The sequence below is a fragment of the Chryseobacterium tagetis genome (assembly GCF_016735585.2).
Taxonomy (GTDB): Bacteria; Bacteroidota; Bacteroidia; order Flavobacteriales; family Weeksellaceae; genus Chryseobacterium; species Chryseobacterium tagetis.
In genome coordinates, this window is the sequence record NZ_JAERSE020000001.1 from 374,052 (window position 1) to 398,291 (window position 24,240).

The window sequence follows — 24,240 nt, forward strand, 5'->3', positions numbered from 1 at the left end:
TTTAATCCAAATCAATCTTAAATTTCGTAGATTTTTTTACCTCATGAAGAACAATAGAACTGTGGTATTGCCCGATATTAGGAATATTTGAAATCACATTGACGGCGAATTCATTATAAGAATTGATGTCCTTTGCAATGATCTTCAACATATAGTCATATTCACCGGAAAGACTGATGATTTCCTGAACTTCATCATGTTTACCAATGTTTTTCTCGAATGTTTCTAAAACCTTTTGAGATTGCTCTTTTAAACGGACATTACAATAAACGACGATATTCAAACCTAGTTTTTCACGGTTTAAAAGACCTACATATTTCTCGATAATTCCGTTTTTCTCCAATTGCTTGATTCTTTCATAGGTTGGAGTAAAGGTAAGACCAATTCTTTCTGAAATTTCTTTTACAGATAAAGTGGAGTCTTCCTGAATTATGCTGAGAATCATTCTGTCTTTTAAATCCATATAATAATGTTGAGTTGTAACAAAAATAATATTTAAAAATGAAAATAACGAGAGATTACTATTTTTTAATCTAAATCAGATTTTAGTTTTGTCGGTTTGTAAAATTGTTGTATCTTTGCACCTAATGAATAAGACAGTATTTATATCATTAGAATTACCGGGCGTAGACGCCCTTTACGATATTTATTTATAGTAAGCGAAGATATTTTCTTCGCTTTTTTTTTGTAAAAAATTAAGATATTATGTTTACAATTACAGAACTAAGCACCGAGAGAATCAACAGTATAGTAACAGAAGCACTGGCTTTTGCAAACGGAAAAACTGCCAAAATTGAAGGAGAAGTTTTTTGCTCAAATCTTTTCTTTGAAGACAGTACAAGAACGAAAACAAGTTTTGATATTGCCGAAAGAAAATTAGGATTACAGGTCGTTCCTTTCGATGCTTCCCATAGTTCGGTAAACAAAGGTGAAAGTCTTTATGATACGGTAAGAACACTTGAAAGTCTTGGAGTAAATCTTGTGGTGATAAGAGATAAAAAAGACCGGTATTTTGATGAATTAGATAATATTAAAATTCCAGTAATCAACGGAGGAGACGGAACAGGAAACCATCCTTCCCAATGTATGCTGGATTTGATGACAATCTATCAGGAATTTGGAAAATTTGAAGGCTTAAAAGTAGGAATTGTAGGAGATGTAAAACACAGCCGCGTTGCCAATTCAAATGCAGAAGCATTAAGAAGATTAGGAGCAAAAGTATATTTCTCAGGACCTGAAGACTGGTTTGATGAAGGAGCATTAATCAACGGAACGTATTTAAGTGTTGATGAATTAATTGCAGAGGTTGATGTATTAATGTTATTAAGAATTCAACATGAAAGACACGATGCAAAGATGAGTTTCTCAGCTTCAGATTACCACAGAAAATATGGTTTGACGAAAGAAAGAGAAAAAGCAATGAAAAAAGAAGCTATCATTATGCATCCTGCTCCCATCAACAGAGGTGTAGAAATTGATACAGACTTGGTTGAATGTGAACGTTCAAGAGTATTCAAGCAAATGCAGAACGGAGTTTTCGCAAGAATGGCAATTTTAAAAGAAGCCTTGGAAAAAGAAGGATATACTTTTAAATAAGAGCCAAGTAAAAAGATAAAAGTTAAAAGTAAAAAAGCACTCAAATTCCCCTTCTTTGGAGGGGTGGCGAAAATTCAAAGAATTTTTGACGGGGTGGTTTAAAAAAGAAAGATCATCAAACTAAAAGATGATTAAAAGAATAAAATAGAAAGTAAAAGAAAATCTAAATAAAAAAATGAAGAAAAAGTTAATACTGGAGTCCGGTGAAGTGTTTCATGGAGAAGGTTTCGGAACAGAATTGGAAACTGCCGGAGAAGTAGTTTTCAATACCGGAATGACAGGGTATCAAGAACTGATTTCTGACCCGTCTTATTGTGGGCAGATTGTTTGTATGACCTATCCGCTTATCGGAAACTATGGGATTAATAGAGATGATTATGAGAGTATTGAGCCGGCTATCAAAGGTCTTATCGTAAAAGAGCTTTGTGATTTGCCTTCAAATTTCCGTACTCAGATTACTTTAGATGAATTATTTAAAAGAAAAAACCTTTCAGGGATTTCAGGAATCGATACAAGAAGACTGACAAGAATTCTTCGTAACTACGGAGTGGTGAAAGGAAAAATTGTAAACGCTGATGCTGATGAAAGCACAGTAGTTGCAGAATTAAAATCTACAAACTTCCCTACCAACCAGGTAGAGCAGGTTTCTACAAAGACTCCTTACGCAAATCCGGGAAGAGGTTTAAAAGTAGTATTGGTAGATTTTGGTTCAAAATTAGGAATTATCAGAGAATTATCTCAAAGAAACTGCGATATTACGGTAGTTTCTCAAGATGTAACTGCAGAGGAAATTTTGCTAATGAATCCAGATGGAGTAATGTTGTCAAACGGTCCTGGAGATCCTGAAGATAACCAACAAGCTCTTGAAATGATTAATGGGATCCTTGGAAAAGTTCCAATTTTCGGAATCTGTTTAGGACATCAGTTAATTGGATTGGCTTGTGGAGCAAAAACGTTCAAATTAAAATTCGGACACAGAGGAGGAAATCACCCTGTATTGGATTTAGAGAAAAACAAAGTGGCAATCACTTCCCAAAACCACGGTTACGCAGTGGATCAGGAAAGTTTAAAAGGAACAGATTTAATTGAAACACACATCGCACTGAACGACAGAACAAACGAAGGTCTGAAACACAAACTTCACCCTTGTTTCTCAGTTCAGTACCACCCGGAAGCAAGTCCAGGTCCTGAAGATGCGAACTACTTATTTGATGAGTTCATTGAATTGATGGAAAACTTTAAGAAATAGAACCAAGAGCCAAGACGCAAGAATCAAGATTAATAGAATACAGATGCACAATTTTGAAAAACTACTTTTTTGGCAAAAATCGATAGTGTTAGCTAAAAGTGTTTATTTAGCTTGTCAAAAAATTAGTAATGATGAGAAGTTTGGATTAATTTCTCAAATTAAAAGAAGTGTAGTTTCTATTCCATCAAATATTGCTGAAGGTTCTGGTAGAAATAGTAACAAAGAATTTAATCATTTTTTAGCAATTGCTTTGGGTTCTGCCTTTGAATTGCAAACTCAACTTATTCTGGTGAGGGAATTAAATCTTTTGCCTCAAGAAAAGGTAAGTATTTTATTAAATGATCTTTCTGAAGTTCAGAGAATGATTTATTCATTTAAAAATAATTTAAAATAAAAGTCTAGAATCTTGGCTCTTGGCTCTAGAATCTTGACTCTCTAATAAAAAGAAAAATGGCAAAACGTACAGATATAAAAACAATTTTAGTAATCGGTTCAGGACCTATCATCATCGGTCAGGCGGCGGAATTTGATTACGCAGGAACGCAGGCTTGCCTGTCTTTGAGAGAAGAAGGCTACAAGGTAATTTTGATTAACTCAAACCCTGCAACGATTATGACGGATGTTGAAATCGCAGATAAAGTATATATCGAGCCGATTTCACTTCAGTTTGTAAGTCATATCATCAGAAAAGAACGTCCAGATGCACTTTTACCAACGCTTGGAGGACAGACTGGTCTGAATATGGCGGTAGAATTGGAAAAATCAGGAATTCTTGAAGAATGTAAAGTTGAAGTATTGGGAACAAAACTTTCAGCGATCAACAGAGCAGAAGACAGAGATTTATTCCGTGAATTGATGAGAGAATTGAACGAGCCGGTTCCAGAATCTGATATCGTAAACACGGTAGAAGGAGCATTAAATTTTGCTGAAGAAATCGGATATCCTGTAATTGTTCGTCCTGCCTTCACCATGGGTGGAACAGGTGGAGGAATCGCTGCAACTGAAGCTGAATTAAAAGAAATTGCAGAATTAGGATTAAAGTACAGTCCTGTTACACAGTGTCTTATTGAAAGATCAATCGCAGGTTTCAAAGAAATTGAATACGAAGTAATGCGTGATGCAAACGACAATGCAATTGTGGTTTGTAACATGGAAAATATAGATCCGGTTGGAGTTCACACAGGAGATTCAATCGTTGTGGCACCTTCTCAGACGCTTTCTGACAGAGAATATCAGATGTTGAGAAATGCTTCCCTGAAAATCATCAGAGCTTTAGGAATTGAGGGTGGTTGTAATGTACAGTTGGCTTTAGACCCACATTCATTCAACTATTATATCATCGAGGTAAACCCGAGAGTTTCCCGTTCATCAGCTTTAGCATCAAAAGCAACTGGTTATCCGATTGCAAAAATTGCGGCAAAAATTGCGGTAGGATTAACTCTTGATGAAATCATGAATCCGGTTACAGGAACATCTTACGCTTGTTTCGAACCCGCTTTGGATTATGTTGTAACTAAATTCCCAAGATTCCCGTTCGATAAATTCGAAACAGCAGACAGAAGATTATCTACGCAGATGAAAGCAACGGGTGAGGTAATGGCGATTGGAAGAAATTTCGAAGAATCTTTACAAAAAGCAATCCGTTCTTTGGAAACTGGAATTAAACATATCGGTTTAAAAACTAAACAGGCTGCAGCTTTAACGGCAGAAGAAATTGAAAGAAGAATCAGAGTTTGTGATGACGAAAGATTGTTCATCATCGGTGATGCTTTAAGAAGAGGATACGATTGGGAACAAATCGTAGAATGGAGCAAAATCGATAAATTCTTCATCTGGAAAATCAAGAAATTAATTGATTTTGAAAAAGTTATCGCTGAAAACAAATTCAATAAAGATATTTTATTAGAAGCTAAGAAATTAGGTTTCGCAGATGTAAATATCGCAGTTCTTTGGAACGTAACAGAGCGTGAAGTTTTCAATTTCAGAAAAGAAAACGGAGTAATGCCGGTTTACAAAATGGTAGACACTTGCGCTGCGGAATTTGAATCTGAAACACCATATTTCTACGGAACTTACGAAGAAGAAAACGAAAGCGTTGCTTCTGATAAAGAAAAAATCATCGTTCTTGGTTCTGGACCAATCAGAATCGGGCAAGGAGTTGAGTTTGATTATGCGACAGTTCACTCAGTTTGGGCAATCAAAGAGATGGGGTATGAAGCGATTATCATCAACAACAACCCTGAAACAGTTTCTACAGACTTCTCAATTTCAGATAAATTATATTTCGAGCCGTTGACGGAAGAAGATGTAATGAATATCATCGAATTGGAAAAACCAAAAGGTGTTGTGGTACAGTTCGGAGGTCAAACAGCAATTAACTTAGCTGATAAATTGGCAGCTCATGGAGTTCAGATTTTAGGAACTTCTTTGGAAGATTTAGACAGAGCCGAAAACAGAGATAAGTTTGAAAAAGCCCTTCAGGAAATGGGAATTCCTCAACCTTTAGGAAAAACTTCAACTTCAAAAGAAGAAGCAATAAAAATCGCTAACGAAATTGGTTATCCGGTTCTAGTTCGTCCAAGCTACGTTTTGGGAGGTAGAGCAATGGAAATTGTTTACACAGAAGCAGAATTAGCTCATTACATGGAGTTTGCAGTAGATGCAAGTCCGGAACACCCGGTTTTGGTCGACAGATACATGGTCGGAAAAGAAATCGAAGTTGATGCAATCTGCGACGGTGAAACGGTAATCATTCCGGGAATTATGGAGCACATCGAAAGAGCGGGAGTTCACTCCGGAGACTCGATTGCAGTGTATCCTCCGCAAAATATTTCACAAAGCGAAGTTGAAACTTTGGTAGACTATACACAAAGATTGGCTAAAGGTTTGAAAGTAATTGGTTTAATGAACATTCAGTACGTTCTTTTCGAAGGAAATGTATATGTAATCGAAGTAAATCCACGTTCATCGAGAACAGTTCCTTTCTTGTCTAAAATCACGGATGTTCCAATGGCAAACTTGGCAACAAAAGCAATTTTAGGTCAAAAATTAACCGATTTAGGATACAAAAACGGATTGGTTCCAAATAAAGAAGGTGTTTTCGTAAAAGTTCCTGTGTTCTCTTTCTCTAAATTAACGAAAGTTGATATCTCTTTAGGCCCGGAAATGAAGTCTACAGGAGAGGTTATGGGTAAAGACACGACTTTGGAAAAAGCGCTTTACAAAGGATTGGTTGCAGCAGGAAGAAAAGTTCCGATGCACGGTTCAATCTTGTTCACGGTAGCTGATAAACATAAGCAGGAAGCGGCCGATTTGGCAGCGAGATTCCATGAAGTTGGTTTCAGAATCTGGGCAACGGAAGGAACAGCAAAATTCTTCGAAGAAAAAGGAATTCCTTGTAAAATAGGATACAAAATCGGAGAAGAGAGTGTAAACCTGATCGACCTGATTCAGAAAGGAAAGGTTCAGTATGTTGTGAACACGACTACAAAAGGAAAACAAGCCGAAAGAGACGGTTTCCAGATCAGAAGAATGAGTGTTGAAAACGGTGTTCCTTGTTTAACATCAATGGATACGGTTGAAGCAATCTTGAAAGTAATCGAAAGCATGAGTTTCAAAATGGAAACGATGTAATTTTCGGATGAAGATATTTTTAAAAAGCACCTTAAAAAGGTGCTTTTTTTTGTTTATAATATGACTAAAATTTATAAATTAGAAAAAATAAATGACTAGCTTAAACAAATGACTGATGTCGTAAGATTAATAATTTTTTCACTTAGTATTCTGCTAATTTCATGCAATCAAACAAAAAAGGAAAAACCGATTAATGATAAAGTTTTAAAATCAAAAATTATTTCGGATCCCACCAATAAACTATCTGATAAAATAGAAAATTTAGAGATTGAGTATACTGTTTTTGGTTGTGCGTGTCCCAATTGGATTCGTACAAATGATTTGAAATCGAATGTTAAAGACGGAATTAAGAATCTGTATTTTTATATCGAACCGGCAGATGAAAATTTGGAATTGCCTGTTTATTTTGATGCATTTAGGCATTATTTGAAAATTAAAGGACAGTTTTATTTAAAGGAAGATTATCCAAAGGGAACAGTTGAAAGCGAAGAACCTCTTCCTAAAGCAAAAGTATTCAGATATACAGAGCTGCAAGTCCTTGATAAACCTAATTTTAAAGCTGATACAAAAGTGGAAACTTTAGTGTTGAACTATAATGCGATTTCCTGTAGTTGTGCACAGTGGAGCGAATCGAAGTCAAATAAAAAAGAATACTACTGGCTGGAACCTGCCAATGAAAAATTAATAAATGCGGATCATTTATTTAATGGAGAAAATTTACCAATACAAATTAAAGTAACAGGTCAGGTTGTGAGTGAAAAAGGATTTCCTAAAAGAGAAAATTTATCAAAAACGAACGAAAATGAAGCCGGAAAAGTGTTTCGATATACGACTATTGAAGTACTTAAAAAGTAAATTGTAATTAAAATACTGATCTAATCATGATAATATTAGAAAATATTAATGAATTTTTCAATGAATATCCTTTAAAACAGGTTCAATGTGGTCATACTGTTTTTACAGATTATGAAAAGATTTTTGAAGTTTTTGATGGCAGTTTTGGGTATTTAAGTTACCTTGAATTTAAATCAGAGGAAGACTCAGAAATATTTCTAGGTTCATATCCATTAAATGGTGCTGAAATATGGAAATGTAAAAAATGTGGGAAACTTAAATTTTTTTATACAGAAACAGGGGGGCATTTTCCACAAACAATTACTATTGATGTTGATTTTGATAAAAACTACAAATCAGACCCTTTTGCAAAATCGGTTTCGTTCCATAAAGACAAAGTAAATTCGTTTATAGAAAAATTTGGGTTCAACGAACTAAAAGATCCCCGAAATATTCAGAAATTTAATGATATACACATTATAGAAAAAGACAAAAAATATATTTTTGGTTACAATGCATATGATGATAAAATAACTTTTAATGTTGTTGCTAATAGAAATGTTCTCAGAGAAATATTTGAATTTGAAAAATCTTAAGATCATTACTATATGGTAGGAGCTTGAAAATATTAATTTAGATAAATAAAAAATAATTTAATAATAAACTACATTTGAATAAGAATTCAAATTTCAAAAAAACTATAACTCTCATGAAAAAGATTTTAATATTAATTTCTTTACTAGCAATACATTCTACTGTTTTTTCACAAAAATTATTAGTTTCTTGGAGTCAGCAAAATATAGAAAATTACACTAAAGAAATGTACGATGATGCTCAGAAGCTTTCTTCTAAGTAACTGTTAGAGAAAAACCTAAAAGACCAATACTGGAGTGAAGTATTCCTGACTTTAAATGCTTCAATTAATAATTATTCGAAAGATAAAGAGTTTTTAAAATTGCTAACAGAACAATTAACGGATAAAACGGAGACAAAACTAAAAGGTACAAGTCGCTTAGTTATTTGGGATAGAATTTCTACTCGTGATATAATTTTTGAGGGGAAAGGTTTGGTGATAGAGAATGACTTGTTTACAGTTGCGGGAAGAGCCAATCAGATTTTACAAAATTTAAGTAAAAAGAACTTTGGATATGTTACGATTAACTCTAGTAAAAATGATCTTGAAAATCTTAAAAATAAATGGCAAGATTATTTAATTGATAAGCCTGTAGAAGAGTTTAGGCCTGCTGAATTCAAAAATTCAAAAATATCTGAAATTAGTGGCCTACCAGCTGTAAAAGCATTGATAATTTCACTTCAGGCTAATCCTGAAAAAGAAAAAATTACAAAAGATTGTTTGAAGAAAATTTATAAATTAGATGAAATGCCTAAAGAGAAAGGAGCTCATAGTTTTTGTGATCCAAACACTTATACATTTGCTTATCTAGGAATGTTATTTGGTGATGAAAAGCCAGATGAAACAAAAGATGCTACATGGTGGTTAGATTTCTGGAATAAAAATGAAAAAAAACTAAATTGGAATTCAGATAAGGGAATTTATGAAGTAAAAAAATAATTTTTTGGAGTATAGGGAAATGGAATAAGTTATAAGTCCGAAAATAAATAACCAAAATAAAATATGTGAAAATGGCAGCACAAAATTTTTCTTACACTTTTAAAACTTTAAAATCTCCCGAAGATATTTTCAAAACCTTACTCGATCCGAAACAATGGTGGAATGGTTTACACAACGAAATGATCACCGGAAAAGCTGAACAGCAAAATGATGTGTTTGTCTTTGATGCAGGCAACGGAGTACACCATACTGTGCAAAAATTGATAGAAGTGATTCCCGATCAAAAAATTGTATGGGAAGTTATCGACAGCAATCTGACTTTTGCAAAGAAGACCAATGAATGGACGGGAACGAAAATAAGCTTTGAAATTTCCAAAGAAGACCATAATACAAAAATTGTTTTCACACACGATGGCTTAACTCCGCAATTTGAATGTTATGATGGCTGTTCTAGTGCTTGGTTACAATATTTGGCAGAACTTGAGAAGAATTTAAATTAATAGTATTTCACTATTTAAAAAATCCATAATTTTAAAGTCTCACCAAATCAGATGATTCATGACAGAATATCAAGTAAAATCAAACGATTCTTTAGTTTTTGAAGTAAGAAATAACGAAACATTGATTGGAACACTAATTTATAAAAGTTGGTTTAAATTCAATGCTGAGTTGGAAATGTTACATTCAAAATATCAAATTGAACCCAAAGGTTTTTGGGGAACAACGATTGAGCTGAAAGAAGGTGAGAAAATACTTTTAAAATTCAGAATGAACTGGAATGGGGAAATAGTGATTCAGACGTATTTTAATGAAATAAAAAGCGGTTACATTTTTAAGCACAGAGGTATTTTCAAAGAATCATTTGTACTGGCCGATCAAAACGGAACAGAACTTTTGGTCATGAAACCTGATTTAAAATGGAGCACGTTGCATTACGAATATCAAATCACAACTTCAGATATTTTCGATACTTTTTTCGAGAAAGAAATATTACTGATGACTTCTTTACATTGCGCCAATTATTATATGTCGATGATGACGGCAGGAATGTAAATTGATACTGTAAAGAGAATATCATGAGCAGAAAGAAAAAGGCTGCTCAATTTTTATTTTTAAAATTTAATTAATACTTATAAAAACACCAAATGACGAAACACCAGAAAAGAGTAGCTGAGGTCTATCATTTTTTTGATAACAATGATACTGTTTTAGGATTCAGGAAATTGCTGGATTGTGCAATAGATACTCAGAATATGGAAATTTACAAAGAGGCCATTGAGTTGACCGACTGGAAAGAGCAATATCCAACGTATACCGAAGAACTGATTGAAAAATCCAAAATCTTCCTTCAAAAGATCGAAAAAATTCCGGTGAAAGAACATTCGCTGGAAAAATCTGTGCTTCGAGCCAGAAATATTTTAAAATCCTATGGAAGCAATCGCTTTTCTTTAGGTCCGGTTTCTATGGAAATCAATAAAGGGCAGATTTACGGACTGGTAGGAGAGAACGGAAACGGAAAAACGACTCTTTTGAGGATTTTAGCTAAAGAAATTTCTCATAATGAAGGCGAACTGCATTATTCTTTTACAGTACAACCCAAAGATGAGTATGACCTTCGTACAAAACTGATATATATTCCACAAAGAACCGCAAAATGGTATGGAAGCTTAAAAGATAATCTGAAATTTGTATTATCAAATTATGGGGTTGCTCCTGAAGAAAACGAGACGAGAACTTTAATGATGATTGCCCGTCTCGGACTCTGGAATTACAAGCACCTGAAATGGAACGAGCTTTCTTCCGGATATAAAATGCGTTTTGAACTGGCGAGAACGCTTCTGAGACAACCCGAAATCCTATTGCTGGATGAACCTTTAGCAAATCTTGATGTACTCGCTCAACAGGTGATTCTGGAAGATCTGAAATCGATCGCCAATTCTGTAAACAACCCTATTGCTTTGATTTTAAGTTCACAGCAACTGTACGAAGTGGAGAAAGTTTCGGATAAGGTAATTTTCCTTAAAAACGGACAGTATAAAGACAATTCTGAATTAAAAGATACGGAAAATGATCATCTGATCATAGAAATCGATACTCCGAATTCCAGAGAAGAATTGTTGGAGGTGTTCAAAAATTTCAGCTTAGAAAAACTCAATTTCAACGGAGGAGTGTATGTGGCTTATTTTTCAGGGGAAACTGAATTTTATGAAGTCATGACAGCGCTTGGAAATGCCAAAACAGAAATCGTGTATATCCGTAATATTTCATCCTCTACAAGAAGATTCTTTGTGAGCTAAATTCCTTTTAATTTCGACAGAAAATGCAAAAAATATATAAATTCAATCAATATTTACTCGAAAAATATCCCACCATCTGGAATACTAAAATTATATGGATGGTTTTGGCGGGTATTGTCATTCACATCCTGTTTTTTATCATTGGGTATTTTTCCCATGTCAATCCTGTTTCACTTCAGAAGTTTGAGGTAAAAGATGATTATTTCAGAGACGGGATGATTTTTATTCATCTTATCATTTCGATTTTAATGATCGTGGGATGGCTGGTCATGATGTTTAAAAACAATGCATTCAAAAACTTTTATCCCTCATCCAAAAGCAAATTATTTCTACAGTTTGTACAGTATTTTATCATCATTTTTTCGTGTACAACGTTCTATTTCTCTTATATGACGGGTTTTAAAATGTTTATTACAAACAAGTATCCGGATAGAGAAATGCTTGCAAATATTGATGTCATTAACGAAGCAACACCATTTCTGTCGCAGGAAATGAATAACTATACTTTGGATAACAGAAAATATCCTAAAATTTTTAATGATTTGTATTGTGAGACCAATATCAATGAAATCAATAGAAACAAGAAATACTTTGTCTATCATAACAATGTCTATCAGTTCTATTCTGTTTTTTCCAAAATCTCCTATAAAAAAGATAAGTACCATAATTACGAGTTTCCGGCGAAAATGGATAAGAAACTTTTGGCTTATTCAGAAAAAAAGGAGAACTGTGAGGTATTTTATTTCAAAAAAGAGGTGGTAGATCTTTCTTCGTACATTAAAACAACGGGGATGACCTATTATAATTTTTCAGATATATTTTATGATAATGAATTGAATAATAAAGCAGGGTATTCAGAAGATGACTCTTATAATTTGTTTGTGAATGATTATATCAAGGATCTGCAGAATAAAAAATCTTATGCAATCAATAAAGGGGTAGTGGAACTGCTGGATAAAAAAAATCCCACTGAAGTAGAGACTCTTTTAAGTAAATTTTTAAAAATTTCAAAAGAATTCGGAATTAAAAATAATCTGGAGCCTAAGCAATGGACAAAAATGATTGTTGCGCCTCAGAACCCGAATTTCGAAGTCAGATATTTTATCAGAAAATCCGAAAAAGATAAAAAAGATGACGATTTGGCTGTTGATTTAGGCTACGACACAGCAATAGATTCTGCGGCTATTGTTGCAGACAACGGAGCGATTGTGAATGATACAGTAACTATTAAAATATTCAATCCGAACATCAATAATGAAATCTCTTTAGAAGAATATTACAAAAACAATCTTACAGACTACTATTATTACAGCGATAACCTTACAAATCTTCTTATCAATGTTGACACCATAAAGTCTTTTGATTTCCTTACACAAAACATTCATGTGTATATCTGGATTGCATTTTTCATTTCTACACTCATTTTTAGTTTTAGAATTACAGGATTGAAATCTTTGCTTTTTGGCTTAATCAGTGCCGGATTATTGACTTTGGCCGTGACTTTACTTACGGTGCTGTACTCTGTAATCGTGGGAGGAAGAGAAGAATTCTTTGTGATGTATTTCCTTTTAATCCTAGCTCTGTTTATTTTGCTGGTTCCGATACTTATGATGAGAAAATTCGGAAAGCTCATTTCCTCAATTTTTGTCAATATTTCAATGATTGGTTTTGTATTGTTTGTACTCCTGATTTTCGGAATCATTTCCCTTCATCAGAGAAACGCTTGTCAAGACGTGTATAAGAATTGCAAAACACTGATTGAATATTTAGATTTTAATGTAAGCTATATCATTTTGGTTTGCGGCTTTGTATTTATGTATTTCTACATGTCCGTTATTCAGAAATGGAAAGCGATGCCACAATAAGTCATAACGAGCCCTGTAATTTTTTGTAGGGTTTGTTATTTTTAAAATAGGCAAATTACTTATATCTGAAAAATACTTGTCCATTTTTCGGTTGTATGCACCATGCTTATAACACTAGTTTTGTAAAAAAATAAAATGACAAATATTCAGGTTTTTAAAGAACTGCATCAAAACGAAGAACCTTTATTATTAGGAAATGTGTGGAATCCGCAAAGTGCCAAAGTATACGAAAAATTAGGATATAAAGCATTGGCTACCTCCAGTTCGGCTGTTGCCCATAGTTTAGGTTATGAAGATGGTGAAAATATGACCTTTGATGAATATCTTTATATTGTTGAGCGGATTTTAAAATCAGTATCAATTCCATTAACCGTAGATTTGGAAGGCGGTTATGGAAAAAATGCGGAAGAGATTGTTTCCAATATTTCAAAGCTTGCCGAAAGAGGAGTGGTCGGAATTAATATTGAAGACAGTGTGATGGTAAATGGAATCAGGAAAATTGCAGATAAAGAGATTTTTTATGAAAAGCTGAAATCGGTTATTTCAAAATTAAAAGAAAAGAATATTGAGATATTCGTTAACCTGAGAACAGATCCGTTTTTATTAGGATTGGAAAATCCTGTAGAAGAAACACTTCAAAGAATAAAACTCTTTGAAAAAGCAGGAATTAACGGTGTTTTTGTTCCTTGCATTACTGCTGAAAATGATATTGAAACAATTGTAAACGAAACAATACTTCCGGTGAATGTCATGGCGATGCCCGAACTTCCGGACTTTACCACATTAAAAAGATTAGGGGTAAAAAGAATTTCTTCAGGTAATTTTGCCAATGGATATATTTATAAAAGCTTAGAAGAAAAAGGCGGGGAAATTATAAAAGAGAAAAGTTTTTCACCTATTTTTATATCCTAATGAAATTGACAGCGGACAGAATGTATCAGGCATCTCTGGATAAGGATTCCTCATTTGAAGGAACTTACTGGATGGGTGTAAAAACGACCGGAATATTTTGCCGGCCGACCTGTACTGCGCGAAAACCCAAAAAAGAAAATGTAGAATTTTTTCTAAGCACAGAAGAAGCTATTGAAAAAGGATACCGTGCCTGTAAAATCTGCAAACCTCTGAAAAAATTAAATGAAACCCCTCAATATATTCAGGACCTATTGGCAGAACTGGCGCAAAATATATCCCTGAAAATAAAAGATGCAGATCTCTCAAAAAGAAATATAGAACCTGTAACGCTCCGCCGTTGGTTTTTAAAAAATCATGGAATGACTTTTCAGGCTTTTCAGAGAGAATTTCGGATGAATGCCGCTTTTAAGAAAATTAAAAATGGAGAAAGCATTATAGAAACGGCTTTAGATTCAGGATATGAAAGCTTAAGCGGTTTTAATGAAGGATTTAAAAATATTTTGGGAATTTCGCCTAAAAAAAGTAAAAGACAGATGATTATTGATCTTAAAAGAATAGAAACCCCTCTTGGAACCATGTTTGCCTGCGCTGTTGATGAAGGAATCTGCCTGCTCGAATTTACAGACCGCAAAAATATGGAAAAGCAGTTCATCTCATTATCCAAAGCTTTGAATGCGGAAATTGTGCAGGGTGAAAACAAACACTTTAAGCAGCTGGAAGAAGAATTGAAGGAATATTTTGAAGGCAAAAGACAGATATTTGAAGTTCCGTTATATACCACAGGAACGCCATTTCAGGAGAAAGTATGGCAACTGTTGAGAGAAATTCCTATAGGGGAGACCAGAACCTATAAACAACAATCAGAATTTCTCGGAAATCCAAAAGCGATTCGTGCTGTAGGAACTGCAAACGGAATTAATAAAATAGCCATTTTAATTCCCTGTCATCGTGTGATTGGTTCAAACGGAGAGTTGGTGGGCTATGCAGGAGGAATATGGAGAAAACAAAAATTATTGGAACTGGAGAAGGCTATTCTGTTTTGATTTTTGTAATTTTAAACAAAAATTTACACGTGAAAAAGTTACTATTTGCACTTTGCATATCAACATCAGTTTTCAGTTTTGCGCAAGACTATTCTGTACCGGCAGTAAGTCCGCGTCAGAAGGTGGAGCAGCAGTTTTCAATGTCTAAAATCTCAATCGATTACGGAAGACCGGGAGTGAAAGGGAGAAAGATTTTTGGAGATCTGGTTCCTTACGGACAGGTTTGGAGAGCGGGAGCCAACTCATCAACAAAAATTACTTTCGGACAGTCTATTAATTTCGGAGGAAAAGTAGTTCCTGCAGGAACGTATGGTTTATTTATAGTTCCTACAGAAAAAGAATGGAAAGTGATTTTAAATAAAGATTTTCAGCAGTGGGGCGCTTATACGTATGATCCAAAACAGGACGTCGTAGATGTTACTGTCCCGGTGAATAAACTAGAAGATAAGCAGGAATGGTTCGAAATCACCTTAAATCCTACCGATGAAAATACAGGAAATCTGGTAATCAAATGGGATACTTCAGAAGCAGAAGTAAGCCTGAAACCTGCAAAATTAGATGCCGTAATTAAAATTTCAGATAAACTGAAAGAGATCAAAAAGATCGAATCTGATGCTGCAAAAGCAAAAAGCTAAAATCAGTCTGATTTAAATCAAAAATGTACCGATGAAATTTTCTATACAAACCCTTTTAGAAAATCAGGAATATCAATTAATCCCCTTACAGCAAGGGGATTTTGAGTCTTTATATGAAGTGGCTTCAGATCCTGAAGTCTGGAAACAGCATCCGAACAAAGACCGTTATCAGCGTGAAATCTTTGAAAACTTTTTTAAAGGAGCCATAGAAAGCAAAGGAGCTTTTAAAATTATTGAAAAATCGACCGGAGATATTTTGGGAAGTACCCGTTTTTATGATTTTGATGAACATAAGAACAGCATCTTCATTGGCTATACCTTCTACGGAACAAAATCATGGGGAAAAGGAATCAATCCTCAGATCAAAAAGATTATGCTTGATTATATTTTTCAGTTTGTGGATATTGTTTACTTTCATATCGGGAAAGAAAATTTCCGTTCACAAATTGCATTAGAACGATTGGGTGGACAAAAAATTGCAGAAGAGGAAGTGGCTTATTTCGGAGAACCGACGAGAACCAATTTTGTGTATGAAATAAAAAAAGAAAACTGGATATGAAAAAATATAAAATTCAGAAATCACCGTTTGTAGTTCCCACCACAGACGGGAAATTAATAGAAGAACACTGGGGAAACTCCACGCAGAATTCTAATATTTCAATTGCTCACATGGTGGCACCTCCGGACTGGAGCGAACCGCACCAAACCCCCGAATTTGATGAGTTTACCTTAATCATTTCCGGAAAAAAACAATTTGAAATTGATGGCGAAATTGTGACTTTAGAAAAAGGTCAAAGTATTTTGATTGAAAAAGGAGCAAGAGTTCGTTACAGCAACCCGTTTTCGGATCCTTGTGAATATGTGGCCATTTGTCTTCCTGCCTTTTCTATGGAATTGGTAAACAGAGAGGAATAGATCTTAAATATTGAAAATTTAAAAGTCCTTTTGTCATTCTGACGCAGGAAGAATCTCTACTAATTTATTTTAACCATTAAGTTCATTTAGAAATTAAGAGGATTAATAGAGATTCTTCAATTCGCTTTGCAGCTTTCAGAATGACAAAAGACTAATATTTTATTTACTTCAAAATTTCTTTTAAGAACATCAACGTATGATTCCACGCTCTTTTTGCCATGATTTCATTATAATCCGGTGATTTTGGATCTGTAAAAGTATGTTTTGAATGCGCATACGTAATGATCTGCCAATCCGCATTTCCTTCATTCATTTCCTTGATCAGGTTGTTGTAATCTTCAGGAGTTACACTTTTGTCATCTGCCGGATTTTCAACCAGAATTTTAGTGGAAATAGGACCATTTTTTCTGGTCTGATCTTTCCCGATACTTCCATGAATAGAAACAACACCTACTACCGGAAGACTTCCTCTTGCCGATTCTAAAGCTCCTGTTCCTCCGAAACAATAACCGATCACTGCGATTTTATTCGAAATTGCCCCGTTTTTTTTCAACTGTTCCAAAGCAAGGGTTATCCTTTTCTGATAAGCCTCATAATTTTGTTTGTAATATCCCGCGGATTTCCCTGCGCTTGCATTATCTGCAGGAATATTTCCTTCCCCGTAAATATCCGCAACAAAAGCAATGTATCCTTGTTTTTCAAGTTCTGCGGCGGCGGTTTTTGCTTCATCATCAATTCCTTTCCAGGCCGGAAGGATTAAAACACCCGGAAGTTTTTTTCCTGCGTTGGAAGTTACCAGTCCGTTCAGCTTTTGAGAACCATCCTGATAAGCAACCGGTTTAAGGTTCTGACTGAATAGGGTTCCTGAAGACATTAAAAATGCAGATAATAAAATAGGTTTTAAGGAAAATTTATTTGATGTTTTCCCACTTTTGATTGTTGTATTCATATTTTTTTATTTTGTCTAGGTAAGTTATTTCTATTTGATAAGGAGTTCGGAATTCTATTCCAATCTGGATATTATTTTTTTCTTTTCCTATATTTTCTGATTTCAACTTTACTCTTCCTGTGTCTTTGTTATGATACTTCATCAGAAAGGAAAATAATTCCGGAGAAAGTTCTGATTTAAAATCGCTAATTAATGGCTCCGGAATTTTTGTAGAGAGAAGAATACTGGCTTTATATCTTGTAAAAAGAGATTCAATTGCCTTTTCATTCCAGAATTTAGTGATTAAGAAATTGTGTTTATTAAAACTTAATCCACTGCAGCATCTGTTGTCGGGACTGATAATATCACAAGGCGAAAGATTGTCTATAAAATGAATGTAAATAAAGCTGGTGTGTAGTATTTTTTTAGGGATATCGTCCAGAATATTCCTGTTGATTAGATCATAAATCGTTTCAATATTTTCATTTTCAATCTTAAACTTGGTAAATACCTCCTCATCTTTTTGTCTGAAATAAGCACAGTTTTTTCGCATTGTTTCAGGACATCCATAATTTTCTTTAATTCCTGCAAGGGTAGGACACTGATCTTCCGTATCCGGAATTCCATCACTATCTGTATCAATAGTTTGCGCTTGAAAATAAGTAATGGCGAAGAGAAATAAAAAAAGAATTTTTTTCATGCTTAAAATTCTTTATCTAAATTAATAAAAATAACTCACAATGGAGATATGTACTGTTAAATGAGATTGCGGTTTATTCGAATTTTATCCCTAAATCGATCAATTCTTTTTCTAAATTGGTTTCAGGAGTAATATGAACCGTTTTAAAACCTAATGACCGGGCAATTTCAATATTTTTCGGATTGTCATCAATAAAAACAGATTCCTGAGGTTGAAGATTGTATCTGTCTAACAAAACATACCAGATTTTAGGATCGGGTTTGATTAATTTTTCAGTTCCAGAAACCACAATTTTTCCGTCAAATAACTGAAAGAAATCATAATTTTCCAGCGCATAAGGAAACGTTTCTTCCGACCAGTTGGTCAATCCAAATAAATGATAGTCGGTTTTTCCAAGTTTTCTCAGCACTTCTACATTATCAGGAATATCGCTTTTCAGCATTACGGTCCAGTTATCATAATAAGCCCTGATTTCCTTTTCCCAATCCGGAAATTTTTTCACCTGAATTTCCGTTCCTTCAGAAAGCGGTCTTCCCCGGTCTTGCTCTTCATTCCATGCAGTCTGGACAATATTTTCAAGAAAGTATTCCATCTTTTCGTCGTCATTAAAGTACGCTTTGAAAAAATATCTGGGATCCCAGTCCATTAAGACGCCTCCAAAGTCAAATATGATGTTTTTTATTTCCATAGTAAATATTGAATGTTAGAAAAGCTTATTCAGGTCTGTAAAACTGATACTGTCCGTTCTCATAATAAGCATTGATATGCTGTAAACCATTTGTTAAAATGATCTCTTTGGCTCCGATAATGGAGTTGTATCTTGCTGTCTGTTCAAACGTTTTTTCGGTTAATTTGATTTGTGGAGCTTTACATTCGATTAAAATTACAGGCTCTGTTTTTTCTGTGATCAGAAGATCAATTCTTTTCGTTAAGCCGTTTAAAACGATCTTTTTCTCAGTAATTAAAGCTGAGGTAGAATACGATTTTACAGTAAGATAATAATGGATCCAGTGTTGGCGAACCCATTCTTCAGGAGTGAGCAAAAGATAGGTCTTACGAACTAAATCATAAATAAAAAACTTATCTTTGTCTTTCTTGAATTTAAAATCAAAAGTTTCCTGAAAATTTAGTTTTGGAAGTTCCATTTATAAGATGAAAGAATTAGATTTAATCCTCAAAAATATTAAAAATAAAGAAGTTTTACCTATTTATTTTTTCCACGGAGAAGAACCTTACTTTATAGATCTTGCTGTAAAAGCTTTAGAACACGACTTTTTGAATGAAGATGAAAAAGCGTTCAATCAAACGGTGGTGTACGGAAAAGATACCTCTTATCAGGAGGTTCTTTCGTTGGCGAGACAGTTTCCGATGATGGGAGATAAGCAGGTGATCATTGTAAAAGAAGCGCAGGATTTAAAATTAAATGAAGAGGAAAACAGAATTTTAGAAGCTTATGTTACGAATCCGGTTCCGTCTACTGTGTTGGTTTTTGCCCATAAACACAAAAAATTAGACAGCAGAAAAAAAGTAACCAAAGCGCTAGATAAGGCCAATGCATTATTTTTAAGTGAATCCATAAGGGAAAGTAATCTTCCAAAATGGATTGCCGATGAATGTATTTCTTTAGGGATAAAAACCGCGCCTAATATTTCTCATCTTTTGGCAGAATATCTTGGAAATGACCTTTCCAGAATTGCCAATGAGCTGAATAAACTTAAAATTATTCTTAAAGAAGGGGAAGCTCTGGATGGGACGATGGTCGAAAATCATATTGGTATCAGTAAGGAATACAACGTTTTTGAGCTGCAAAAAGCTTTAGGAACAAAAAATGCCAATGCGGCTTTCAAAATTGCTCATTTTATGGGTAAAAATCCGAAAAATAATCCTTTTGTGATGATGTTGGCGAGTTTATATAACTATTTCTCCAATGTCATTATTTATAATACGATGTCAGGACAGCCGCCACAGGTGATTGCTTCTCAGATGGGAGTGAATCCATATTTCATTAAAGACTATGCAGAATCAGCAAGACTATATCCTTTGAAGCATGCGACAAGAGTGATCTCTATTTTAAGAGAATTCGATATGAAAGGAAAAGGATTAGGAGCTGTAAATATGAGTGAAGCGGAACTTATTAAAGAGCTGGTCTATAAAATCATCAATGTTGATAAGATTAAGATGAAGGTGTGATGTGAGATGGCGGGATACGAGTTGCGAGTTGATAGAAAGGTCAATATTATACCTCCAAATTCCGAAACTCACAATCCGAACCATTGAAAATCGACATATTAGATATTGACAACTATCATTAAAATAACTTTAAATTAATAGTAAAAATTACGAAATTAGCACTCGTAAATTTTTAAATCTTCGAAAAGCAAATTATGGAGCAAAACATTTTAGATTGTGTGATCGTTGGATCTGGACCTTCTGGTTTCACAGCGGCAATTTATGCAGCAAGAGCAGACCTTAAACCTGAATTGTATACAGGTCTGGAACCAGGTGGACAATTAACTACAACTACGGAGGTGGATAACTTCCCGGGTTACCCAGCGGGAATTACAGGTCCTGAAATGATGATGGATTTGCAAAAACAAGCAGAAAGATTCGACACAAAAGTTCATTACGAAATGATCACAAAAGTTGAGTTTTCTAAGGAAGTTGGAGGTATCCACAAATTATATGCAGGAAATAAAGAAATTTTTGCGAGAACAGTGATCATTTCTACAGGAGCTACTGCAAAATATTTAGGACTGGATGACGAGAAAAAATACAATGGAGGAGGAGTTTCTGCGTGTGCAACGTGTGACGGATTTTTCTACAGAGGGAAAGACGTTGTCGTAGTTGGAGCAGGAGATACAGCAGCTGAAGAGGCTACTTATCTTGCTAAACTGGTAAACAAGGTAACGATGTTGGTGAGAAAAGATGAGTTCAGAGCTTCAAAAGCAATGATCCACAGAGTTCAGAATACACCGAATATTGAAGTGAAATTCCATCATGAGTTAATTGGTATTGAAGGAGAAAATAATCTGGTAGAAAGAGCTGTGGTTATTGATAACCAGACTCAGGAAAAATCTACAGTGGATGTTCACGGGATCTTTATTGCGATTGGTCATAAACCTAATACAGATATTTTTGTTGGACAGATCGATTTAGATGAAAACGGATATATTGATACTGAAAAAGGTTCTTCGAGAACCAATCTTCCTGGAGTTTTTGCAGCAGGAGATGTTCAGGATCATATCTACAGACAGGCGATCACAGCGGCAGGAAGCGGTTGTATGGCTGCAATGGATGCTGAAAAGTATTTGGCAGAATTACATTAATAGCAAATTAATTTTTACAACATATAAAACACATCTTTCGGGATGTGTTTTTTGTTTTTTTATTCCTGGTATTTCTATTATTAATCGATGTTTGAGAAAAATAATTGATTTGATTTCTAGTCTATTATTAAGCTGTGTTAAAATTTATTCAGAAAATATTTTGCAGAAATTAAAAAACATTCTATATTTGCACCACTGAAAACGACGATAGAATCGGAGTTTATGGAGAGTTGGCAGAGTGGTCGATTGCGGCAGTCTTGAAAACTGTTGACTGTAACAGGTCCGGGGGTTCGAATCCCTCACTCTCCGCCAGTTGGGAAACCAAAATAAGCTAAAACGCTGTAAACATCAATGTTTACAGCGTTTTTTATTTTTATGTAATTATTTTTATGGCATTGAATCAAAAGTTCAATTTTCAGAAAGTTAATTTACTTTTTCAGTTTAGGTTTTGATTTCATTATTGTAAAATAAGAAGTTGTAAATGCTGAAAGGCTTTTGTATCCTACTTTATAGGCGATTTCGCTCAGAGTATTCTGATTATCATTAATCAATTCAATACTTTTCAAAACCCGGATCAGTTGCATATATTTCTGAATAGTAATGCCGGTTTCGTGCTTAAAAATCCGTTGCAGACTTCTGACGGATAGATGAGCAAGCTCTGCGAGTTCATCAATTCCGAAACCGTCATGGTAATTAGAATTGATATAATTACAAACTGGGATCAATCTGTTGTCTGCGGGAACAGGAATCTGAAGAGAATTATTCTCATCACAAAAACTTGGAAGACTATTCAGAATGGCTGTTAGAAATGTCGATTGTTCTTCGTTTTCTGTTATTAATTGACTCCATTTTGAAGCGTAAAGAATCATTTCTTTTAAAACATTCGGAGCGGGAAAAACATGAATATGATTGTAAAAATCGTTTTTAGGGACTGACTTAAATAAAGCGATCATCAAGTTAACGGTTTTAGCTTCTGAGCTTATTTTATGTGCTTTTCCGGAAGGAATCCAGATGAGATGATTTTGTGGTACCAGCAAGATCTTGTTATCAATATGAAAATACTGATAACCTTCTTCTACATAAGTTAACTGGTAACGCTCATGTTTATGCTCATAGTCGTCATGTTGCCAGTTTTTGTCATACCATACGTATGCGTTGATGGAAATTTCGTCTACAAAATGTCCGGTATTTTCTTCCGTTAACCCACACTTCATGTTGTCGTTTTGTATTTTATTTTTCACAAAATTAATAAAAGCGTCATTATGAATATTCAATAAAATTAATATATTTGCAATGAAATGAAATTTTTGAACAGCATATTGCGTCTTCCTTTCTTCAGTACGTATTACTTCCGAATTCTATGTGCTCGGAAGAACTATGCTTATATATCAACTGATTTTTAAATAAAGATTTTAAATAATATAACCTTATAGCCCGAGTATTTTTACTCGGGCTTTTTTTATTCTCAATACAATGGAAACAATCAACAGACTAAAAGAAAACGTAGAAATCATCCTTCCCCAAAACGGTTTGGAAGAGAAATTAGAACAAGCAAAACAGGAAAACCGTAAACTGATTATTAAACTAGGTTTTGATCCGACTGCTCCTGATTTGCATTTGGGGCATGCTGTGGTTTTGAAAAAGTTAAAACAATTTCAGGATTTGGGACATCAGATTGTGATTTTGGTAGGAAGTTTTACCGCAAGAATCGGTGATCCGACAGGAAAAAATAAAAGCAGAAAACCTTTATCAGCCGATAATGTTCAACATAATGCAGAAACTTACCTAAATCAGTTATCAAAAATAATTGATATAGAAAAAGCAAAAATTGTTTTTAATTCTGAATGGCTGGATGCGTTATCATTTTCTGAAGTAATTCAGATTTTGTCAAAAGTGACGGTTGCCCAATTGATGCACAGAAATGATTTTAATAAGCGTTTTACAGAGAATTCGCCGATTGCAATGCATGAGTTGGTTTACCCTATTTTACAGGGATTCGATTCTGTACGAATCAAAGCAGATATCGAAATGGGCGGAACCGACCAGCTTTTTAATTGTACGATGGGAAGACAGTTGCAGGAGACTTTTGAACTCAATCCTCAGATTGTCATGTGTATGCCATTGTTGAAAGGATTGGACGGAAAGGAAAAGATGAGCAAATCTCTCAATAATATCATCGGATTGACAGATGAACCGAACGAAATGTTTGGTAAAACGATGTCAATTCCTGACAGTTTAATTGAGGAGTTTTTGGATCTGACAACTGATTTTTCAATAGAGGAGAAGCGGTCTATCCGGGAGGAATTGTCAGAAGGTATAAATCCGATGCACATTAAGAAACGTATCGCAAAAAATATCATTACACAATACCATAGTGAAACTGAAGCTCAAAATGCAGAGGCATTTTTCATCAATCAGTTTCAGAATAAAAACTTTGAACAAAAATCATTCAGACCGGTTTTGATCAATAAGATTGAATCGGTAAGTGGCATGATGACTTTAATTGATTTATGTATGAAACTGAAGCAGGGGCAGACAAAATCGGCAATGAGAAGATTAATTGAATCGGGAGCGGTGCAAATCAATCTTGAAAAAGTAACAGATTCTTCAAAAAATATTGAGCTTAAAGCAGATACAAAAATTAAAATAGGGAAAAGAGATTTTTATGAATTGAAATAAACGCTTGTCGTTTTGTATATAAATTTTGGCAAAGTTAATTGAAGCGTCATTGGTA

At 34.3% G+C, this 24,240-nt stretch carries 26 protein-coding genes and 1 tRNA gene; 21 read left to right on the top strand and 6 right to left on the bottom strand.

Annotation, left to right across the window (positions count from 1 at the left end):
- Window position 1 precedes the first annotated feature (1 nt).
- On the bottom strand, window positions 2-463 hold the full coding sequence (locus tag JI747_RS01670; RefSeq protein ID WP_225685818.1) for an Lrp/AsnC family transcriptional regulator: 462 nt from the start codon (window positions 461-463) through the stop codon (window positions 2-4).
- A 242-nt stretch (window positions 464-705) separates the two neighbouring features.
- Between JI747_RS01670 and JI747_RS01675 the strand changes: the two genes are divergently transcribed.
- The 17 genes from JI747_RS01675 to JI747_RS01755 all read left to right on the top strand — a co-directional run bounded on the left by JI747_RS01675 (window position 706) and on the right by JI747_RS01755 (window position 16,552).
- Window positions 706-1,596, top strand: coding sequence for an aspartate carbamoyltransferase catalytic subunit (locus tag JI747_RS01675; protein ID WP_225685820.1), 891 nt, complete (start codon window positions 706-708; stop codon window positions 1,594-1,596).
- 175 nt (window positions 1,597-1,771) lie between these two features.
- Complete coding sequence (locus tag JI747_RS01680) at window positions 1,772-2,845, top strand: carbamoyl phosphate synthase small subunit (RefSeq protein WP_225685821.1); 1,074 nt, start codon at window positions 1,772-1,774, stop codon at window positions 2,843-2,845.
- 43 nt (window positions 2,846-2,888) lie between these two features.
- Window positions 2,889-3,239 (top strand): four helix bundle protein, encoded by a 351-nt coding sequence (locus tag JI747_RS01685; RefSeq protein ID WP_225685822.1) that lies wholly within the window; start codon window positions 2,889-2,891, stop codon window positions 3,237-3,239.
- 56 nt (window positions 3,240-3,295) lie between these two features.
- Window positions 3,296-6,478, top strand: coding sequence for a carbamoyl-phosphate synthase large subunit (gene carB / locus JI747_RS01690; protein ID WP_225685823.1), 3,183 nt, complete (start codon window positions 3,296-3,298; stop codon window positions 6,476-6,478).
- Between the two features lie 108 nt (window positions 6,479-6,586).
- Entirely contained in the window at window positions 6,587-7,333 is a 747-nt protein-coding gene (locus JI747_RS01695) for a hypothetical protein (RefSeq protein WP_225685824.1), read from the top strand.
- A 26-nt stretch (window positions 7,334-7,359) separates the two neighbouring features.
- A complete protein-coding gene (locus JI747_RS01700; RefSeq protein ID WP_225685825.1) occupies window positions 7,360-7,908 on the top strand; it encodes a hypothetical protein in 549 nt (182 codons plus the stop codon).
- A 113-nt stretch (window positions 7,909-8,021) separates the two neighbouring features.
- The gene (locus JI747_RS01705; RefSeq protein WP_225685826.1) at window positions 8,022-8,168 is read left to right on the top strand and encodes a hypothetical protein; all 147 of its coding nucleotides are present in this window, start codon (window positions 8,022-8,024) and stop codon (window positions 8,166-8,168) included.
- 99 nt (window positions 8,169-8,267) lie between these two features.
- Window positions 8,268-8,885, top strand: a complete 618-nt coding sequence (locus tag JI747_RS01710; RefSeq protein ID WP_225685827.1) for a hypothetical protein — start codon at window positions 8,268-8,270, stop codon at window positions 8,883-8,885.
- A gap of 71 nt (window positions 8,886-8,956) precedes the next feature.
- Window positions 8,957-9,385, top strand: a complete 429-nt coding sequence (locus JI747_RS01715) for an SRPBCC family protein (RefSeq protein WP_225685829.1) — start codon at window positions 8,957-8,959, stop codon at window positions 9,383-9,385.
- A 58-nt stretch (window positions 9,386-9,443) separates the two neighbouring features.
- Window positions 9,444-9,938 carry a hypothetical protein gene (locus tag JI747_RS01720; protein WP_225685831.1) on the top strand — a complete coding sequence of 165 codons (495 nt, stop codon included), beginning with the start codon at window positions 9,444-9,446 and terminating at the stop codon, window positions 9,936-9,938.
- A 92-nt stretch (window positions 9,939-10,030) separates the two neighbouring features.
- The gene (locus JI747_RS01725) at window positions 10,031-11,182 is read left to right on the top strand and encodes an ABC transporter ATP-binding protein (protein ID WP_225685833.1); all 1,152 of its coding nucleotides are present in this window, start codon (window positions 10,031-10,033) and stop codon (window positions 11,180-11,182) included.
- Between the two features lie 23 nt (window positions 11,183-11,205).
- A complete protein-coding gene (locus tag JI747_RS01730) occupies window positions 11,206-13,047 on the top strand; it encodes a hypothetical protein (protein WP_225685836.1) in 1,842 nt (613 codons plus the stop codon).
- 135 nt (window positions 13,048-13,182) lie between these two features.
- Entirely contained in the window at window positions 13,183-13,959 is a 777-nt protein-coding gene (locus JI747_RS01735) for an isocitrate lyase/PEP mutase family protein (RefSeq protein WP_225685837.1), read from the top strand.
- Window positions 13,959-15,002, top strand: a complete 1,044-nt coding sequence (locus JI747_RS01740) for a bifunctional transcriptional activator/DNA repair enzyme AdaA (protein WP_225685838.1) — start codon at window positions 13,959-13,961, stop codon at window positions 15,000-15,002. The genes JI747_RS01735 and JI747_RS01740 overlap by 1 nt, the downstream gene beginning before the upstream one ends.
- Window positions 15,003-15,031: 29 nt before the next feature.
- Entirely contained in the window at window positions 15,032-15,637 is a 606-nt protein-coding gene (locus JI747_RS01745) for a DUF2911 domain-containing protein (protein WP_225685839.1), read from the top strand.
- 31 nt (window positions 15,638-15,668) lie between these two features.
- A complete protein-coding gene (locus JI747_RS01750) occupies window positions 15,669-16,196 on the top strand; it encodes a GNAT family N-acetyltransferase (RefSeq protein ID WP_225685840.1) in 528 nt (175 codons plus the stop codon).
- The gene (locus JI747_RS01755) at window positions 16,193-16,552 is read left to right on the top strand and encodes a cupin domain-containing protein (RefSeq protein WP_225685841.1); all 360 of its coding nucleotides are present in this window, start codon (window positions 16,193-16,195) and stop codon (window positions 16,550-16,552) included. Before JI747_RS01750 ends, JI747_RS01755 begins: the two co-directional genes overlap by 4 nt.
- A 163-nt stretch (window positions 16,553-16,715) precedes the next feature.
- Here the strand turns inward: JI747_RS01755 and JI747_RS01760 are convergent, their stop codons facing one another.
- The 4 genes from JI747_RS01760 to JI747_RS01775 all read right to left on the bottom strand — a co-directional run bounded on the left by JI747_RS01760 (window position 16,716) and on the right by JI747_RS01775 (window position 19,325).
- Complete coding sequence (locus tag JI747_RS01760) at window positions 16,716-17,501, bottom strand: dienelactone hydrolase family protein (RefSeq protein WP_225685842.1); 786 nt, start codon at window positions 17,499-17,501, stop codon at window positions 16,716-16,718.
- Entirely contained in the window at window positions 17,464-18,180 is a 717-nt protein-coding gene (locus JI747_RS01765) for a hypothetical protein (protein ID WP_225685843.1), read from the bottom strand. Before JI747_RS01765 ends, JI747_RS01760 begins: the two co-directional genes overlap by 38 nt.
- A 73-nt stretch (window positions 18,181-18,253) precedes the next feature.
- The gene (locus JI747_RS01770; protein WP_225685844.1) at window positions 18,254-18,868 is read right to left on the bottom strand and encodes an HAD family hydrolase; all 615 of its coding nucleotides are present in this window, start codon (window positions 18,866-18,868) and stop codon (window positions 18,254-18,256) included.
- 25 nt (window positions 18,869-18,893) lie between these two features.
- On the bottom strand, window positions 18,894-19,325 hold the full coding sequence (locus tag JI747_RS01775; RefSeq protein ID WP_225685846.1) for a type I restriction enzyme HsdR N-terminal domain-containing protein: 432 nt from the start codon (window positions 19,323-19,325) through the stop codon (window positions 18,894-18,896).
- A 7-nt stretch (window positions 19,326-19,332) separates the two neighbouring features.
- Between JI747_RS01775 and holA the strand changes: the two genes are divergently transcribed.
- The 3 genes from holA to JI747_RS01790 all read left to right on the top strand — a co-directional run bounded on the left by holA (window position 19,333) and on the right by JI747_RS01790 (window position 21,818).
- Window positions 19,333-20,370: a DNA polymerase III subunit delta gene (holA, locus tag JI747_RS01780; RefSeq protein ID WP_225685847.1), complete on the top strand. Its 1,038-nt coding sequence runs from the start codon at window positions 19,333-19,335 to the stop codon at window positions 20,368-20,370.
- Between the two features lie 194 nt (window positions 20,371-20,564).
- Window positions 20,565-21,506, top strand: a complete 942-nt coding sequence (gene trxB / locus JI747_RS01785; protein WP_225685848.1) for a thioredoxin-disulfide reductase — start codon at window positions 20,565-20,567, stop codon at window positions 21,504-21,506.
- Window positions 21,507-21,730: 224 nt separating this feature from the next.
- Window positions 21,731-21,818 (top strand) — tRNA-Ser (locus tag JI747_RS01790).
- Window positions 21,819-21,934: 116 nt separating this feature from the next.
- Here JI747_RS01790 and JI747_RS01795 read toward each other — a convergent pair.
- A complete protein-coding gene (locus tag JI747_RS01795) occupies window positions 21,935-22,720 on the bottom strand; it encodes an AraC family transcriptional regulator (RefSeq protein WP_225685849.1) in 786 nt (261 codons plus the stop codon).
- A 259-nt stretch (window positions 22,721-22,979) separates the two neighbouring features.
- On the opposite strand from JI747_RS01795, the gene tyrS reads away from it, so the two are divergent.
- Window positions 22,980-24,185 carry a tyrosine--tRNA ligase gene (tyrS, locus tag JI747_RS01800; RefSeq protein ID WP_225685850.1) on the top strand — a complete coding sequence of 402 codons (1,206 nt, stop codon included), beginning with the start codon at window positions 22,980-22,982 and terminating at the stop codon, window positions 24,183-24,185.
- Window positions 24,186-24,240: the final 55 nt, after the last annotated feature.

Bases quoted from the DNA above. Each gene is read 5' to 3' on its own strand.
- trxB (WP_225685848.1), top strand. From the start codon at position 20,565: ATGGAGCAAAACATTTTAGATTGTGTGATCGTTGGATCTGGACCTTCT.
- holA (WP_225685847.1), top strand. From the start codon at position 19,333: ATGAAAGAATTAGATTTAATCCTCAAAAATATTAAAAATAAAGAAGTT.
- JI747_RS01730 (WP_225685836.1), top strand. From the start codon at position 11,206: ATGCAAAAAATATATAAATTCAATCAATATTTACTCGAAAAATATCCC.
- JI747_RS01765 (WP_225685843.1), bottom strand. From the start codon at position 18,180: ATGAAAAAAATTCTTTTTTTATTTCTCTTCGCCATTACTTATTTTCAA.
- JI747_RS01670 (WP_225685818.1), bottom strand. From the start codon at position 463: ATGGATTTAAAAGACAGAATGATTCTCAGCATAATTCAGGAAGACTCC.
- JI747_RS01760 (WP_225685842.1), bottom strand. From the start codon at position 17,501: ATGAATACAACAATCAAAAGTGGGAAAACATCAAATAAATTTTCCTTA.
- JI747_RS01725 (WP_225685833.1), top strand. From the start codon at position 10,031: ATGACGAAACACCAGAAAAGAGTAGCTGAGGTCTATCATTTTTTTGAT.
- JI747_RS01755 (WP_225685841.1), top strand. From the start codon at position 16,193: ATGAAAAAATATAAAATTCAGAAATCACCGTTTGTAGTTCCCACCACA.
- JI747_RS01695 (WP_225685824.1), top strand. From the start codon at position 6,587: ATGACTGATGTCGTAAGATTAATAATTTTTTCACTTAGTATTCTGCTA.
- JI747_RS01675 (WP_225685820.1), top strand. From the start codon at position 706: ATGTTTACAATTACAGAACTAAGCACCGAGAGAATCAACAGTATAGTA.
- carB (WP_225685823.1), top strand. From the start codon at position 3,296: ATGGCAAAACGTACAGATATAAAAACAATTTTAGTAATCGGTTCAGGA.
- tyrS (WP_225685850.1), top strand. From the start codon at position 22,980: ATGGAAACAATCAACAGACTAAAAGAAAACGTAGAAATCATCCTTCCC.
- JI747_RS01795 (WP_225685849.1), bottom strand. From the start codon at position 22,720: ATGAAGTGTGGGTTAACGGAAGAAAATACCGGACATTTTGTAGACGAA.
- JI747_RS01770 (WP_225685844.1), bottom strand. From the start codon at position 18,868: ATGGAAATAAAAAACATCATATTTGACTTTGGAGGCGTCTTAATGGAC.
- JI747_RS01705 (WP_225685826.1), top strand. From the start codon at position 8,022: ATGAAAAAGATTTTAATATTAATTTCTTTACTAGCAATACATTCTACT.
- JI747_RS01700 (WP_225685825.1), top strand. From the start codon at position 7,360: ATGATAATATTAGAAAATATTAATGAATTTTTCAATGAATATCCTTTA.
- JI747_RS01715 (WP_225685829.1), top strand. From the start codon at position 8,957: ATGGCAGCACAAAATTTTTCTTACACTTTTAAAACTTTAAAATCTCCC.
- JI747_RS01720 (WP_225685831.1), top strand. From the start codon at position 9,444: ATGACAGAATATCAAGTAAAATCAAACGATTCTTTAGTTTTTGAAGTA.
- JI747_RS01680 (WP_225685821.1), top strand. From the start codon at position 1,772: ATGAAGAAAAAGTTAATACTGGAGTCCGGTGAAGTGTTTCATGGAGAA.
- JI747_RS01685 (WP_225685822.1), top strand. From the start codon at position 2,889: ATGCACAATTTTGAAAAACTACTTTTTTGGCAAAAATCGATAGTGTTA.
- JI747_RS01740 (WP_225685838.1), top strand. From the start codon at position 13,959: ATGAAATTGACAGCGGACAGAATGTATCAGGCATCTCTGGATAAGGAT.
- JI747_RS01735 (WP_225685837.1), top strand. From the start codon at position 13,183: ATGACAAATATTCAGGTTTTTAAAGAACTGCATCAAAACGAAGAACCT.
- JI747_RS01750 (WP_225685840.1), top strand. From the start codon at position 15,669: ATGAAATTTTCTATACAAACCCTTTTAGAAAATCAGGAATATCAATTA.
- JI747_RS01775 (WP_225685846.1), bottom strand. From the start codon at position 19,325: ATGGAACTTCCAAAACTAAATTTTCAGGAAACTTTTGATTTTAAATTC.